Source organism: Pseudomonas sp. Bc-h (assembly GCF_002080045.1).
GTDB lineage: Bacteria > Pseudomonadota > Gammaproteobacteria > Pseudomonadales > Pseudomonadaceae > Aquipseudomonas.
In genome coordinates, this window is sequence record NZ_MUIN01000001.1 from 291,097 (window position 1) to 304,953 (window position 13,857).

Sequence of the window (13,857 nt, forward strand, 5' to 3'; positions counted from 1 at the left end):
GCCGCCCACATCAGTTGTGATGGCGGATCACTTTGGCGGCAGTCGCCACGTTATGGGCCAGATGTAATGGATTGATGGTGCCGACGATAGCACCGGTGACGCCGGGATGTGCAAACAGCAGCTCGAAGCTCGCCTGCACTGGATCGACACCGGGACCGAGGCAAACGTGCCCGCTGGCCAGCGCTTTTTTGATCAGAATCCCTTTGCCGTGAGCAGCAGCGTAGTCGAGGACCGGTTTTTCGCCCTGTTCGTTGAGGTTGTACGTGACCATTGCGCAGTCACCTTCGCGCAACGCCAGCATCCCGCCCTCGACGGTTTTGCCCGAGAAACCGAAACCGCGAATCTTGCCTTCGTGTTTGAGCTCCGCCAGCGTCTGATAGACATCGCAATCGTTGAGTACGTGCAGGTCGTTGCCGTCGGAATGCACCAGCACCAGATCGATGAAGTCGGTTTCCAGACGCTTGAGGCTGCGCTCTACCGAAAGGCGTGTGTGTGCGGCGCTGAAGTCATGGCTCGACTGTCCTGCTTCGAATTCTTCGCCGACCTTGCTGACGATCACCCAGTCCTGACGCTGGCCACGCAACAGCGGCCCAAGACGTTCTTCGCTGCGACCGTAGGCGGGGGCCGTGTCGATCAGGTTTATGCCCAGATCCCGTGCCTGCTTGAGCAGCATCTGCGCTTCGTTGTCGTCGGGAATGGTGAAGCCGTTGGGGTATTTGACGCCTTGATCGCGGCCCAGCTTGACGCTGCCCAGGCCGATCGGAGAGACGTAGATGCCGAGGTTTCCCAGCGGTCGATGCAAATCGTGCAGGGTGTTCATGGCAGCAAAACGTCCCAGACAGGTCTGGCGAGCGGAGGCTTGGGCAAGTCTTTGCAAGGCGGTTGGGGGATCGGGTGAATGTCATCCCGCGACAGAGAGGCCAGTACGCGATCAGCGAAGTCCGGCGCCAGTGCCAGCTTGGTCGGCCAGCCCACCATCAGGCGGCCCTGTACGTCGAGAAAGGCGTTGTCCGGGCGCACCAGGCCGGTCTGTTGAGGCTCTGCGCGATCCACCCGCAACGTGGCGAACTGCGCCTGACTGAGGTCGACCCAAGGCAACAGATGCGCGAGTTCTTTCTTGGCCGCGGCGATTTGCTCAGCGGGTTCGCGCGCGACGCCTTCGGCTTCGGAAATGTCGCCGCCCAGGTACCAGACCCACTCGCCATTGGCGGCCGGGTGCGTAGTGACGGTGATGCGTGGCTTCGGCCCGCCGCCGAGGCAATGGGCGTACAGCGGCTTGAGCGTCGGGCCCTTTACCATGACCATGTGCAGCGGACGACGCTGCATGGCGGGATGGCTGACGTTCAGCGTCTTGAGCAGGTCAGCCGTGCCACCGCCTGCGCTCAGCACTACACGCTGAGCATGAATGTCGCGACCATCGACTCGCAGACCGACCAGTTCACCTTCATGCAGCAACGGTTCGATATGTTCGCCAGCCAGCAGACTGTCGCCAGCAAGCTCTGCGAGTTTTTCGATAAGGCTCGGGACGTCGATCACCAGTTCGGCGAGACGATAAACCTTGCCCTTGAATCGCGGGTCCTGCAGGGCAGGTGGCAAGTCGGCGCCCTTCACCTGATCGACACGGCCACGCACTGCCTTGCTGGCGAAGAAGCTGGTGAGGTTGCCGGCGATGGTGCCTGGCGACCAGAGATAGTGAGCTTCGGAAAGCAGGCGCACGCCCGCCAGGTTCAGTTCACCTTTGCCGGCCAGGGCCTCGCGCCAGCGACGGGGCATGTCGGCAATGGCTTCCGAGGCGCCGGACAGCGCGCCATGCAGCGCGTATTTGGCGCCGCCGTGAATGATGCCCTGGGATTTGACCGTCTGCCCGCCGCCGAGGCTGGCGCTTTCCACCACGATTGTCGAGAAACCCTGCCGACGCAGGCGCGCGTTGAGCCAGAGACCGGCAACGCCTGCGCCGACAATCAGAACGTCAGTGGAAATGGCAGATGGCATGAGCACCTCAAATGGCGAAACGAATCGCGCCATTATAGGGGAAGCGGCTTTTCAATGACCCCCTTTAATGACCAGCCGTTTTCGAGAACAGCTGAATCACCACCACACCGGCAACGATCAGGCCCATGCCGGCGATGGCGGGCATGTCCAGTTTCTGACCGTAAATGAACAACGCGGCGACGCTCACCATGACGATGCCCATCCCGGCCCAGACCGCATATGCCACGCCCACTGGAATGGTGCGCACCACCAGCGTCAGCATCCAGAACGCCACGGCATATCCGACGATGACCAGCAGCAGCGGCAACGGCGTGCTGAGGCCCTTGACCGCTTTCATGGAGACGGTGCCGATGACTTCGGCGCAGATGGCGATCGCAAGCAGGTAGTAGGCAGACATGATGGAAACTCCTATTCAATGCTCGCCATTCTAGTGATCACGCAGATGGGGTAAAGTCATTACCCATCTCTCTGGTAGATAGGTTGAATGTTCATGCAGTGGAGCCTTGAGCAGATTCGCCTGTTCGTCAGCGTGGCCGAGCAACGTTCGTTCTCTGCCGTAGCGCGGGATTCGAAGCGGGCGCAGTCAGCGGTGAGCAATGCTATTGCCATGCTGGAAACAGACTTGGGGGTCAGCCTGTTCGATCGAAGCAGCGGCCGTCAGCCGCGTTTGACTGAAGCGGGCAGTGCTTTGCTGGAAGAGGCCCGAGAGCTTCTGCGCCAATGCGACCGTCTCGATGGTCGGGCGCTGGCCTTGATGCGGGGTCAGGAAGCGCGCTTGCGTCTGGCCCATGACGAGGCAATGCCCTATCAACCGGTGCTCGATAGTCTGGAAGCGCTGGACGTTCGATTTCCGACTGTCGAGGTGCAATTGGCGAGCGGCGCCCAAGGCGATGTAGCACGCAAATTACTGGAGCGACGGGCTGACCTCGGTCTGCTGTTCCATCACGAACAGATGCCTGAGGCCCTTGAGCGTCGCGTGCTCGGCAGTGTGGAAATGGTCACGGTTTGCGCGGTCGATCACCCACTGGCCAGCGAGGCCTTGATCACTCGTCAGCAACTGGCGCGGCATCGGCAACTGCTCATCGCGCCGCAGCAAAGCGGCTATCCCGGCGGCGAACAATTGAGCCCGCAGGTCTGGCGCGCCGACAGCTTCTACGTGATGGCCGAACTGCTGATGCGTGGCTTGGGCTGGGCCTGGTTGCCGCGCCATGTGGTGCAATACCCGGCTTATCAGAACCAGATGATCGAGCTGAGTAGCGAATGGACGCCGCCTGCGCTGGTGGTGGAAATGGTCTGGCGTCGCGACGAACCGTTGGGGCCGGCCGCACGCTGGCTCGCTGAATGTTTCACCCATCATCTGAAGGCCATTGGCTGATAAACTCCGCGCCCATGAATAGAACCCTCTACACCGTCCTGTTTCACCTTGGTCTGCCGCTCATCGCCCTGCGTTTGTGGCTTCGTGCCCGCAAGGCGCCAGCGTACGCGAAACGAATAAGCGAGCGTTTCGCTCGTGGACTACCGCCGATGCAGCGCGGTGGTATTTGGGTCCACGCGGTTTCTGTGGGCGAAAGCATCGCGGCTGCGCCGATGATTCGCGCCTTGCTGGCGCGTTATCCACAGCTGCCGATCACCATCACCTGCATGACGCCCACCGGGTCCGAGCGCATCCAGTCGATGTTCGCCAACGAGCCGCGCGTTCAACATTGCTATCTGCCTTACGACTTTCCGTGGGCGGCAGGCAAGTTTCTCGATCATATCCAGCCAAAGATCGGCGTGATCATGGAAACGGAGCTGTGGCCCAATCACATCCATCAGTGCGCCAAGCGCGGCATTCCAACGGTGCTGGCGAACGCGCGCCTGTCAGAACGCTCGGCGCGAGGGTATGGACGGTTCGCCAGACTGACGCGCCCGATGCTGGCCGAGATGAGCCTGATCGCCGTACAGACCGAAACCGAAGCCCAGCGTTTTCGGAATTTGGGGGCGCGACCCGAGTGCGTTACGGTGACAGGGTCGATCAAGTTCGACCTGACCATCGACCCGCAATTGCTTGTGCGTGCCGCACAGCAGCGCGAAGCGTGGCAGACCATTGAGCGACCGGTGTGGATTGCTGCCAGCACTCACGCCGGGGAGGATGAAGTTGTATTGTCGGCGCATCGTGAATTACTCGGGAGCCATCCTGACGCTCTGCTGATGCTGGTGCCGCGTCATCCCGAGCGCTTCAAGAGCGTGTTCGAGTTGAGCCAGGAGCAAGGATTCAAGAGCGTTCGCCGCTCAACATCCGAACCCGTGACCAGCGAGACGTCGGTGCTGGTGGGCGACACCATGGGCGAGCTGCTGTTTCTCTATGCCTTGGCCGACATCGCATTCGTCGGCGGCAGCCTGGTGCCTAACGGAGGGCATAACCTGCTGGAGCCTGCGGCGCTGGACAAGCCGGTGCTGAGCGGCCCGCACCTGTTCAACTTCCTCGAAATCGCCGCGATGCTGCGCAGTGCAGGGGCATTGGAGGAGGTGAGCGATGCAGTGGAGTTGGCCTCCGTCGTGCGAGGTTTGATCGAGCAGCCTGAGAAGGCAAAGGCCATGGCTGATGCCGGGCTTGCGGTGATGAAGGCCAATCAGGGCGCGTTGCAGAAGTTGCTGGATGGGATCGGGCAGCTGGTGGGCTGATTTGCGGCGTGTCATCTAATCCCTATAGCAGTCCGGCTTGCCGGCGGTGGCGTCTTCGAAGTCGCTACCGCCGGCAAGCCGGACTGCTGCAAGGTGTTCGAGATCAGTCAGGTGTCAGAAGCAATCGCTGCGTCGGGGCTCACCGCTCCGAAGGCCGCTCGAAATTCTTCGCTGCTTCTTTCGCCAGATCCGGCGGCAGGAAGTCCTTGTCGGGGTTGTAATCGGGCTTGAGGTAACGCGACAGGTCTTGCAGATCACCCGGGCTCAACGTCCCCGCCGCCTGCTTCAGGCGCAGATTGTCGAGGATGTAGTCGTAGCGGGTGTTGTTGTAATCACGCACCGACGCATACAACTGACGCTGCGCATCGAGCACGTCGACGATGTTGCGCGTACCCACCTGATAGCCGATTTCCGTAGCTTCCAGCGCACTCTGGTTGGAGATGATCGACTGCTTGCGCGCCTGGACCTGCTCGACGTCGGTGTTCACAGCCCGGTGCAGGTTTCGTGTGTTTTCTACCACCTGACGACGCAAACCTTCGCGCTGCTGCTCGTTCTGATTGAGCCGGGCATACGCCTCGCGAACCTGCGAACTGGTGAGCCCGCCACTGTAGATCGGGATGTTCACCTGCAGGCCGATGGTGCGTTGTTCGACGCTGCCATGAAAATTCTGCCCGGTGTAGTTCGGGTTGGTGAAACCCAGCGGATCGTTGTCGCCTTTTTCATATTGCGCTACCGCATCGACGGTCGGCGCATGCCCGGCCTTGCGCTGTCGCAGTGTTTCTTCGGCAGCGCTGACCGCGTAGTTGCTGGCGAGCAGGTTCAGATTCTGCTGCGAGGCTGTGTCGACCCAGGATTTCGCGTCGTTAGGCGAAGGCGCCAGCACTGGCAGCGTGTGCACGATGCCTTCGATAGAGTTGTACTCGCGGTTGGTCAGGGTCACCAGGGCCTGAAAGGCGTCGTCGACCTGACGCTTGGCGACAATCCGCGCGGCGCGCGCCGTGTCGTAGCTGGCTTGGGCCTGGAGCACGTCGGTCTTGTCCGAGAGGCCTACGTCGAAGCGTTCGTTGGCCTGATCCAGCTGGCGTTTGAAGGCCGCTTCTTCGGCTTTGGTGGAGGCCAGGTTGTCCTGCGCACGCAGTACCGAGAAATAGTCTTCGGCGCTTTGCAGAATCAGGTTCTGCTCGGTGGCCGAGAGTTGCAGCATGGCCTGCTCGTTGACGTCCTTGGCGGCCTTGAGCTGGAACCAGCGGTCGGCGCGAAAGATCGGCTGACTCAGGGTCGCCCGATATACGGTGCCGCTGCGATTGATCACTGCCGAAGGTTCATCGATCTTGGTACGGGTGTTGTTCACATCGGCACCGCCGGAAATATTCGGCAGCAGGCCTGCGCGGGCCTGGGGCACGATTTCTTTCTGCGCATCGTAGTCGGCGCGTGCGGCGGCCAGATCGGCGTTGTTGTTGACCGCTTCCTGATAGACGCTGACCAGACCGGTCTTGGTCGGCAGTGGCAAGTCCGCTGCCCCGGCCATCGCACTAGAAGCACACGACACGGCAATGGCCAGTGAGAGTTTGCGCAGCATAGACATTCCCTAGTAATAGTTGTCGCCAAAACGAATCCAGACGCCTTTGGCGCCGCGTAGCGAGTGTAGTTCCAGAAGATCGCCGCAACAATCCGGCATATCAGCCATTTAACGAGCGTTTGAATTCCGCACTTGGCGTTTGGCATGCGTCACGTCTAGACTGACGCCGTTCTTGTCGGGGTGCCTTGATATGAGGCTGAGATCGGATAATCCGGATCCCGTTGAACCTGATCAGGTTAGCGCCTGCGTAGGGAACAAGATTTCTCGTCTCCCGGCGAGTCCTCTTGAGTGTCGTCCGGGGTTGTCTTTGTTCAAATTCTGAACAGTCCTCGTCTTTCGATCCTCAGCATCCGTGTCATCTCAGGGTGCATCCGTCCGTTCGAATCAGGCTCACGCTCCGACAATTCAATCCGCCGCTGGATGATGTCTGGAGAGCCCGTGATGAGTACAAAACTAAAAAACGCCAATCTGAGTGAGTCAGCCCAGGTCGATTCGGGGTCGGTTCAGCCGTTCACCCGCTCGCAGAAAATCTACGTTCAGGGCTCGCGTCCGGACATCCGCGTGCCGATGCGCGAAATCAGCCTGGACGTTACTCCGACTGACTTTGGTGGAGAGATCAACGCTCCGGTTTGCGTGTACGACACCTCGGGCCCCTACACCGACCCCAACGTCATCATCGACGTGCGCAAAGGCCTGGGCGATGTGCGTTCGGCGTGGATCGAGTCCCGTGGCGATACCGAACGTCTCGACGGCCTGAGTTCTGACTTCGGCCAGCAACGTCTCGCCGATGCCGAGCTGACCAAACTGCGTTTCGCCCATGTGCGCAATCCGCGTCGGGCCAAGCCCGGTGCCAACGTCAGCCAGATGTACTACGCACGTCAGGGCATCATCACCGCCGAGATGGAATACGTCGCCATCCGCGAGAACATGAAGCTGCAAGAGGCCCGCGCTGCAGGTCTTTTGAAGCAGCAGCACGCCGGCCACAGCTTCGGCGCGAGCATTCCGACAGAAATCACCCCTGAGTTCGTACGCGAAGAAATCGCCCGGGGCCGCGCGATCATTCCGGCCAACATCAACCACGTCGAGCTGGAACCGATGATCATCGGCCGTAACTTCCTAGTGAAGATCAACGGCAACATCGGCAACAGCGCGCTGGGTTCATCCATCGAAGAAGAAGTGGCGAAACTGACCTGGGGTATTCGCTGGGGTTCGGACACTGTGATGGATCTGTCCACCGGCAAACACATTCATGAAACCCGCGAATGGATCATCCGCAACTCGCCGGTGCCGATCGGTACCGTGCCGATCTATCAGGCGCTGGAAAAAGTCGGCGGTGTGGCCGAAGACCTGACCTGGGAGCTGTTCCGCGACACCCTGATCGAACAGGCGGAGCAGGGCGTCGATTACTTCACCATTCACGCTGGCGTGCTGCTGCGCTACGTGCCGCTGACTGCCAAACGCGTGACCGGGATCGTCAGCCGAGGCGGTTCGATCATGGCCAAGTGGTGCCTGGCGCATCACAAGGAAAACTTCCTCTATACCCACTTCGACGAAATCTGCGAAATCATGAAGGCCTACGACGTCAGCTTCTCGCTGGGCGATGGTCTGCGTCCGGGTTCGATTGCCGATGCCAACGATGAAGCGCAATTCGGCGAACTGGAAACCCTCGGCGAGCTGACCAAGATCGCCTGGAAGCACGACGTGCAGTGCATGATCGAAGGCCCCGGCCACGTGCCGATGCAGTTGATCAAAGAGAACATGGACAAGCAGCTGGAGTGCTGCGACGAGGCGCCGTTTTACACCCTCGGCCCGCTGACCACCGACATCGCTCCGGGTTACGACCACATCACTTCGGGCATCGGCGCGGCGATGATCGGCTGGTTCGGTTGCGCGATGCTTTGCTACGTGACACCCAAGGAACACTTGGGCCTGCCGAACAAGGACGACGTAAAGACCGGGATCATTACCTACAAGATCGCCGCACACGCAGCTGACTTGGCGAAAGGGCATCCGGGCGCGCAGATTCGTGACAACGCATTGAGCAAGGCGCGTTTCGAGTTCCGCTGGGAGGACCAGTTCAACCTCGGTCTGGACCCTGACACCGCGCGTTCGTACCACGACGAAACCCTGCCGAAGGACTCAGCCAAGGTCGCGCACTTTTGCTCTATGTGCGGACCGAAATTCTGCTCGATGAAGATTACGCAAGAAGTCCGAGAGTACGCCGCCAACCAAAAGATCGAAGCGGTGGATATCTCGGTGGCCGAGGGTATGCGCGAGCAGGCAGAGCGGTTCAAGCAGGAAGGCAGTCAGCTGTACAAAAAGGTTTGATCCGTATGGCCTTGATGATCGTCCCACGCAGAGCGTGAGTACGATCATCAAGGGCACGGCGTGCAAATAACTAACAAACGTTCCTCTGAGATCACACCTTGTGAACACACCCAGCACCTACTCACCCGACATCCCCGTTCCCGCCGCAAAGCGGGTCTTTGGCGGTCGCGATCTGTTTTCCTTGTGGTTCTCCCTCGGCATCGGCCTGATGGTCTTGCAAACCGGCGCTCTGCTGGCGCCCGGTCTTGGCATGTCCGGTTCGATGCTGGCAATTTTCCTCGGCACGCTGGTGGGCGTTTTGCTGCTCGCTGCTGTCGGTGTGATCGGCAGCGACACCGGCCTGTCATCCATGGCCGCGCTCAAACTCAGTCTGGGCAGCAATGGCGCTGCCGTGCCCGCGATCCTCAACTTGCTGCAACTGGTTGGCTGGGGTTCGTTCGAAATCATCGTCATGCGCGACGCGGCCAGTCTGCTCGGCGCAGGTGCTTTTTCCGAATCCAGCCTGTGGGCCAATCCACTGCTCTGGACGCTGATCTTCGGTGCGCTCGCCACCTTGCTGGCGGTCAGTGGTCCACTCACATTCGTGCGGCAGATCCTACGCAAATGGGGTATCTGGCTGTTGCTCGCCGCCTGCGTCTGGCTCACCTGGAACCTTTTTGCCAAAGCCGACCTGTCGGCCTTGTGGGCGCGGGCCGGAGATGGCTCGCTGCCGTTTGCGGTCGGCTTCGATATTGCCATCGCCATGCCGCTTTCGTGGCTGCCGCTGATTGCCGACTATTCGCGTTTCGGCAAGCGGGCGACCGGCGTGCTCGGTGGCACCGTGCTGGGTTTCTTCATCGGAAATTTCTGGCTGATGACCTTGGGCGTCGCCTATACCCTGGCCTTCGCGCCAAGCGGGGAGGCCAACGCGCTGCTGCTGGCGCTGGCCGGAGCCGGGATGGGCATTCCACTATTGCTTATCCTGCTGGACGAGTCGGAAAACGCCTTCGCCGACATTCACTCGGCGGCGGTTTCAAGCGGGATCCTGTTGAAGGCCAAGGTCGAGCATCTGGCGTTGGCCATCGGCATCATCTGCACCCTGATCGCCTGCTTCGCGCCATTGGCGCAATACCAGAACTTTCTGCTGCTGATCGGCTCGGTGTTCGCGCCGCTGTTCGGCGTGGTGCTGGTGGATCACTTCATCCTGCGTCGTCGTAGCCATGGTGCCGCGACGGTAGGCCTGCGCTGGATGACGTTGCTGGCCTGGCTCGGCGGGATTTCCACCTACCACCTGCTGGCCAATCTGTACCCGAACGTCGGTGCAACACTACCAGCGCTGATCGTGGCTGGCGTGTTGCAGCTGCTGTTGAGTAAGGCGATCAGCTCCGGCCGGGGAACAGTTCCGGCTTGATGATGCCATTGAGCTGAGGGTAGGGAATCTTCAGCTCGATGTGGCCCATGGCGTAGGGTGCAATGGTAGTGACCGGGTATTTCAGAATCACTGCACCGTACGTCAGGGCGACGTTGGAAGTTCGCTTGAATGGCCACATCTTCTGAAACTCAGTGTCCTGGTCCAGCTTGGTGCTGATCTGCCAGGCCTTGTGCGCCATTTCGGCCTTGTCCCAGAACGCCGCTTCCTGTCCTGGCACCAGCATGTCGCTCAGCGTCAGGACGCGTTGCTGTTGACGCGAATAATTGATGAACGCTCGGCCGGGATTGCCGTGGGCGCCGCCGGTGTCCAGATAACTCGACAACTCCACGACCACGATACCGTCATGCTGCTCGCGTACCTTGGCCTGCAAATAGCTGCTGTTGCGCGGCTGGGCACGGCTCAGGAACTGCTCCTGATAGTCTTTGAGCGTTGGCGGCACCGGACCATCGGTATCGCTGCGGGTCAGTTGCAGCAGGGTGCGCTGAGTGATGGCGTCCAGCTTCGGCTCGTCGGGGAAGTGCACCGTATCGATGTTCACCAATGGACAGTCGTCCGCGGTGCAGCCCGGTTTGATCAGCTCCGAAGCGTCGCGCTGAACGGTCAGCGGACTGCGAAAATTGGGCTGGAAAAAGCTCTGGCAGGCGCCCAGTATCAGGGCCAGGCAGGCCATTGAAATGATCTTCAGAAACGACATGTTGATCCTTGGCGTTGGCATAAAGGGCCATCACGGAGAGGTAACGGCAACAGGCTTCGACTGCGTCGGGCGCAATCAGTTCGCCATCGGGCGGATTAGAGTGCCTTTGGCTAGCTGGCGTCTACCCTGAGTGCCGGATTTGCCAATTCATGGGGCTGCATCCGGCGCAATGGCACGTTAGGATGGCGCAAAGGATCAAGTGCTCTGCAGTGAGAAAATTATGACCGATTCGAACAAATCGACACCCACCAAGCACGAGATCATTCGGCGCGATACCTGCTTCAAGGGTTTCTATCAGCTGGACCGTCTGACGCTTCGCCATGAGCTGTTCGACGGCGGCATGGGGCCGGAGATCAACCGCGAGTTGTTCGTGCGCCACGACGCCGTGTGCGTCCTGCCCTACGATGCCAAGCGTGACGAAGTGGTGCTGATCGAGCAGTTTCGTGTGGGCGTGGTCGGTAAGCATCCCAACCCATGGCTGATCGAAATGGTCGCCGGGCTGATCGATAAAGAAGAGCAGCCTGAAGAGGTTGCTCACCGCGAAGGAGAGGAGGAAGCTGAGCTTGTCTTCAGCGCATTGTGGCCGATCACCAAATACTTTCCGTCGCCTGGTGGCAGTAACGAATTCGTTCATTTGTATCTGGGCAAATGCGAGAGCGAGGGGGCTGGTGGGGTTCATGGGCTGGAAGAAGAGGCCGAGGACATCCGTGTGTCGGTCTGGTCGTTCGATGACGCGATGCAAGCCGTAAAAGACGGACGCATCGTCAACGCGGCAACTATCATCGCAATACAGTGGCTGGCGCTGAATCGCGCCGAAATCATGGGGCTGTGGTCGTGAATCTTCTGCGCGAGCGCTACCGTGTCGACCTTGCCGGGCTGCAAGCAGCCTGCGAGGCCAACTACGCGCGCTTGATGCGTCTGTTACCTGACATGCGCAATGAACAACGTTCTCGCCGGGTGGCCGTCACCCAGGGCGATCAAATGCTGGGCGTTCTGGCGGTCGAGGTCGTCCAGAATTGCCCTTACACCTCCACTTTGCTGGTCCGTCAGGAACACAGCCTGCCGTGGTTGCCGGTGCCTGTTCTGGAAGTGCAGGTCTACCACGACGCACGTATGGCCGAAGTCATCGGCGCCGAACACGCGCGGCGTTTCCGAGGCATCTACCCCTATCCCAATGCCGACATGCACCAGCCGGACGAAAAGGCTCAACTCAACCTGTTCCTCGGCGAATGGCTCAGTCATTGCCTGGCGTGCGGGCATGAGTTCGAGGCGGTTCGCTGAAGCGCGCATCGGCGTAATGAGCTTGATGCGTAAGACATCTCTGAAGGCTCTTTCTGAAAATCGGCTGATAGGACCGGTTTCGCTTTCATCGCTCTTTTTCTAAGGCTAGGTTTCCCCGACTAAACCTTCAGGATGAAAGCATGAGCTATCTAGGGATCCATCTCGACACCTGCAGAGCCATCCCCTTTGGGTGGCATAACGTGTCATTGGTTGTCGTCAGTGGAGATGGGCCGAATGTATGTGGTCATGCATTGATCAAGGCAGGCTTCTATTACTTTCATATTGCGGGTCTGGTAGCAAGACCGTACTACATGAGTCAGGAGGGTTACAGACGGTACCTCGCTGAAGCGAACAAAACCGAGCTGTTCAGTCGGCGGGTCTATCTCCCTGACCCGGACGGGGCGCAGAAAAAGCTAGAGGAACTGAGCATCAAACCCTGGCATTGGTTTGGTATTCCAAACAACTGCGTCAGTTATGTCGAAGAGCTTTTTTCTGCAGGTGGCTCGCGTGAATCGATTTTGAGTAATTGCCCGGTCAGGTGGCGGTGAGCGTGTTTAAAGTTCTTTCCTGTACCTCTTTGCTTGGAGCGATCATCTGGTTTGCTCTTGATCTTGCGGTAGCGCACGGCCTGCTTGTCCAAGGGACAATTTACTGGGTTGTGCTTGGCGTGAGTGCTGTGATTGGTGGGTATTTGGCGCGTTTTACCTCGTGGGGCTGGCTTGTCGGAGGGATGGTCGGGCTGTTGGCCGGGCTTTCTATGCCGCTGACGCTCGCGTTCGTGTTCCCGGAAACTGGATACGAAAAAGCTCTTCCATGGCTGCTGCTGAGTGCTGGTGCCGGCTGTTTACTGGGGGGTTACCATCTTGATAAATATTTCAAGTCGCGACTCCGGTGCTGAGATGAATGCGTTGAAAGCCTGTACTGAGACCTGAAGCGCATTTCCATGTTTGCCCAACGATCACTCAGACACCATAATCCGGCCATATCTGCTCAAGGAGATGGCCATTGCCGAGCGCATCCTTAAACTCGTCCTCCGTTCTGTTGGTGCAACTGTCCGACAGTCATCTGTTCGCCGAGGCGGACGGCAAGCTGCTGGGCATGACGACGCGCGACAGCCTGAATGCGGTGGTCGATCTGGTGCTGGCGGAGCAGCCGGATATCGATCTGATTCTGGCGACGGGGGATTTGTCGCAGGACGGATCGGTGGAGTCCTATCAGGCGTTTCGCGAATCGAGTGAGCGACTCGACGCGCCCAAGCGCTGGTTGCCGGGCAATCACGACGAACTGCGCGAAATGGCGATTGCCGCCCAGCAGAGCGACTATCTGGAGCCCGTGGTAGACGTTGGCAACTGGCGCATCACGATGCTGGATTCTGCGGTTCCGGGCTCAGTTCCCGGCTATCTTGAAGACAAACAACTGCAACTGCTCGCCCAAGCCTTGAGCGAAGCGCCGCAACGCCATCATTTGATCTGTCTGCACCATCACCCGGTACCTATCGGCGCGGCATGGATGGAGCCGATCGGGCTGCGCAACCCTGAAGCGCTGTTCTCCGTGCTGGAGCGTTTTCCCCAAGCCAAAGCGTTGCTGTGGGGGCATGTGCATCAGGACTTCGATCAGACCCGCGATGGCTTGCGATTGATGGCATCGCCCTCGACCTGTATCCAGTTCGCGCCCAACAGCGAAGACTTCGCTCTGGATGCCCTGGCGCCGGGTTATCGCTGGTTGCGCCTGCATGACGATGGCCAGCTTGAAACCGGGGTTTCGCGGGTGGCCGCAGATCTGTTCGAGGTCGACCTCAGCGGCGCCGGTTATTGAAGGAAATCTCCTGATTTCGCGGTAAATCATCAGCAAACGAGTCTTCGCGCAGTTGTCCCTGTAAACTGCGTGGCTTTGCCGCTGTGGGAGTCG

At 59.6% G+C, this 13,857-nt stretch carries 14 protein-coding genes and 1 riboswitch; of the genes, 9 read left to right on the plus strand and 5 right to left on the minus strand.

The features are described 5' to 3' along the window. Window positions 1-10 precede the first annotated feature (10 nt). The 3 genes from BWR59_RS01235 to BWR59_RS01245 all read right to left on the minus strand — a co-directional run bounded on the left by BWR59_RS01235 (window position 11) and on the right by BWR59_RS01245 (window position 2,389). Complete coding sequence (locus BWR59_RS01235) at window positions 11-820, minus strand: aldo/keto reductase (RefSeq protein WP_081563832.1); 810 nt, start codon at window positions 818-820, stop codon at window positions 11-13. Then, entirely contained in the window at window positions 817-1,992 is a 1,176-nt protein-coding gene (locus BWR59_RS01240; protein ID WP_081563992.1) for an FAD-dependent oxidoreductase, read from the minus strand. The genes BWR59_RS01235 and BWR59_RS01240 overlap by 4 nt, the downstream gene beginning before the upstream one ends. Before the next feature lie 64 nt (window positions 1,993-2,056). After that, complete coding sequence (locus BWR59_RS01245; RefSeq protein WP_081563833.1) at window positions 2,057-2,389, minus strand: SMR family transporter; 333 nt, start codon at window positions 2,387-2,389, stop codon at window positions 2,057-2,059. A 93-nt stretch (window positions 2,390-2,482) separates the two neighbouring features. Between BWR59_RS01245 and BWR59_RS01250 the strand changes: the two genes are divergently transcribed. Both BWR59_RS01250 and waaA read left to right on the plus strand, forming a co-directional pair. Next, window positions 2,483-3,367: a LysR family transcriptional regulator gene (locus tag BWR59_RS01250; RefSeq protein WP_168184434.1), complete on the plus strand. Its 885-nt coding sequence runs from the start codon at window positions 2,483-2,485 to the stop codon at window positions 3,365-3,367. 14 nt (window positions 3,368-3,381) lie between these two features. Beyond that, window positions 3,382-4,656, plus strand: coding sequence for a lipid IV(A) 3-deoxy-D-manno-octulosonic acid transferase (gene waaA / locus BWR59_RS01255; RefSeq protein WP_081563835.1), 1,275 nt, complete (start codon window positions 3,382-3,384; stop codon window positions 4,654-4,656). Between the two features lie 139 nt (window positions 4,657-4,795). On the opposite strand, the gene BWR59_RS01260 is transcribed toward waaA, so the two are convergent. Continuing rightward, window positions 4,796-6,235, minus strand: a complete 1,440-nt coding sequence (locus BWR59_RS01260) for a TolC family outer membrane protein (protein WP_081563836.1) — start codon at window positions 6,233-6,235, stop codon at window positions 4,796-4,798. A gap of 166 nt (window positions 6,236-6,401) precedes the next feature. Further along, a riboswitch (TPP riboswitch) is annotated at window positions 6,402-6,506 on the plus strand. Between the two features lie 170 nt (window positions 6,507-6,676). Here BWR59_RS01260 and thiC point away from each other — a divergent pair. Continuing rightward, window positions 6,677-8,563, plus strand: a complete 1,887-nt coding sequence (thiC, locus tag BWR59_RS01265; RefSeq protein WP_081563837.1) for a phosphomethylpyrimidine synthase ThiC — start codon at window positions 6,677-6,679, stop codon at window positions 8,561-8,563. Between the two features lie 100 nt (window positions 8,564-8,663). Next, window positions 8,664-9,953, plus strand: a complete 1,290-nt coding sequence (cytX, locus tag BWR59_RS01270) for a putative hydroxymethylpyrimidine transporter CytX (RefSeq protein ID WP_081563838.1) — start codon at window positions 8,664-8,666, stop codon at window positions 9,951-9,953. On the opposite strand, the gene BWR59_RS01275 is transcribed toward cytX, so the two are convergent. Then, on the minus strand, window positions 9,922-10,668 hold the full coding sequence (locus BWR59_RS01275; RefSeq protein WP_081563839.1) for an RsiV family protein: 747 nt from the start codon (window positions 10,666-10,668) through the stop codon (window positions 9,922-9,924). The genes cytX and BWR59_RS01275 overlap by 32 nt on opposite strands. Window positions 10,669-10,888: 220 nt before the next feature. Here BWR59_RS01275 and BWR59_RS01280 point away from each other — a divergent pair, with 220 nt between their 5' ends. From BWR59_RS01280 to cpdA, 5 genes are all read left to right on the plus strand, one after another. After that, window positions 10,889-11,506 (plus strand): NUDIX domain-containing protein, encoded by a 618-nt coding sequence (locus BWR59_RS01280; protein ID WP_081563840.1) that lies wholly within the window; start codon window positions 10,889-10,891, stop codon window positions 11,504-11,506. Beyond that, the gene (locus tag BWR59_RS01285; protein ID WP_081563841.1) at window positions 11,497-11,949 is read left to right on the plus strand and encodes a DUF1249 domain-containing protein; all 453 of its coding nucleotides are present in this window, start codon (window positions 11,497-11,499) and stop codon (window positions 11,947-11,949) included. The genes BWR59_RS01280 and BWR59_RS01285 overlap by 10 nt, the downstream gene beginning before the upstream one ends. Window positions 11,950-12,089: 140 nt before the next feature. After that, window positions 12,090-12,497 carry a hypothetical protein gene (locus BWR59_RS01290; protein WP_081563842.1) on the plus strand — a complete coding sequence of 136 codons (408 nt, stop codon included), beginning with the start codon at window positions 12,090-12,092 and terminating at the stop codon, window positions 12,495-12,497. A gap of 2 nt (window positions 12,498-12,499) precedes the next feature. Then, on the plus strand, window positions 12,500-12,847 hold the full coding sequence (locus BWR59_RS01295) for a hypothetical protein (RefSeq protein ID WP_081563843.1): 348 nt from the start codon (window positions 12,500-12,502) through the stop codon (window positions 12,845-12,847). Between the two features lie 107 nt (window positions 12,848-12,954). Further along, window positions 12,955-13,764, plus strand: coding sequence for a 3',5'-cyclic-AMP phosphodiesterase (gene cpdA, locus BWR59_RS01300; RefSeq protein WP_081563844.1), 810 nt, complete (start codon window positions 12,955-12,957; stop codon window positions 13,762-13,764). Window positions 13,765-13,857: the final 93 nt, after the last annotated feature.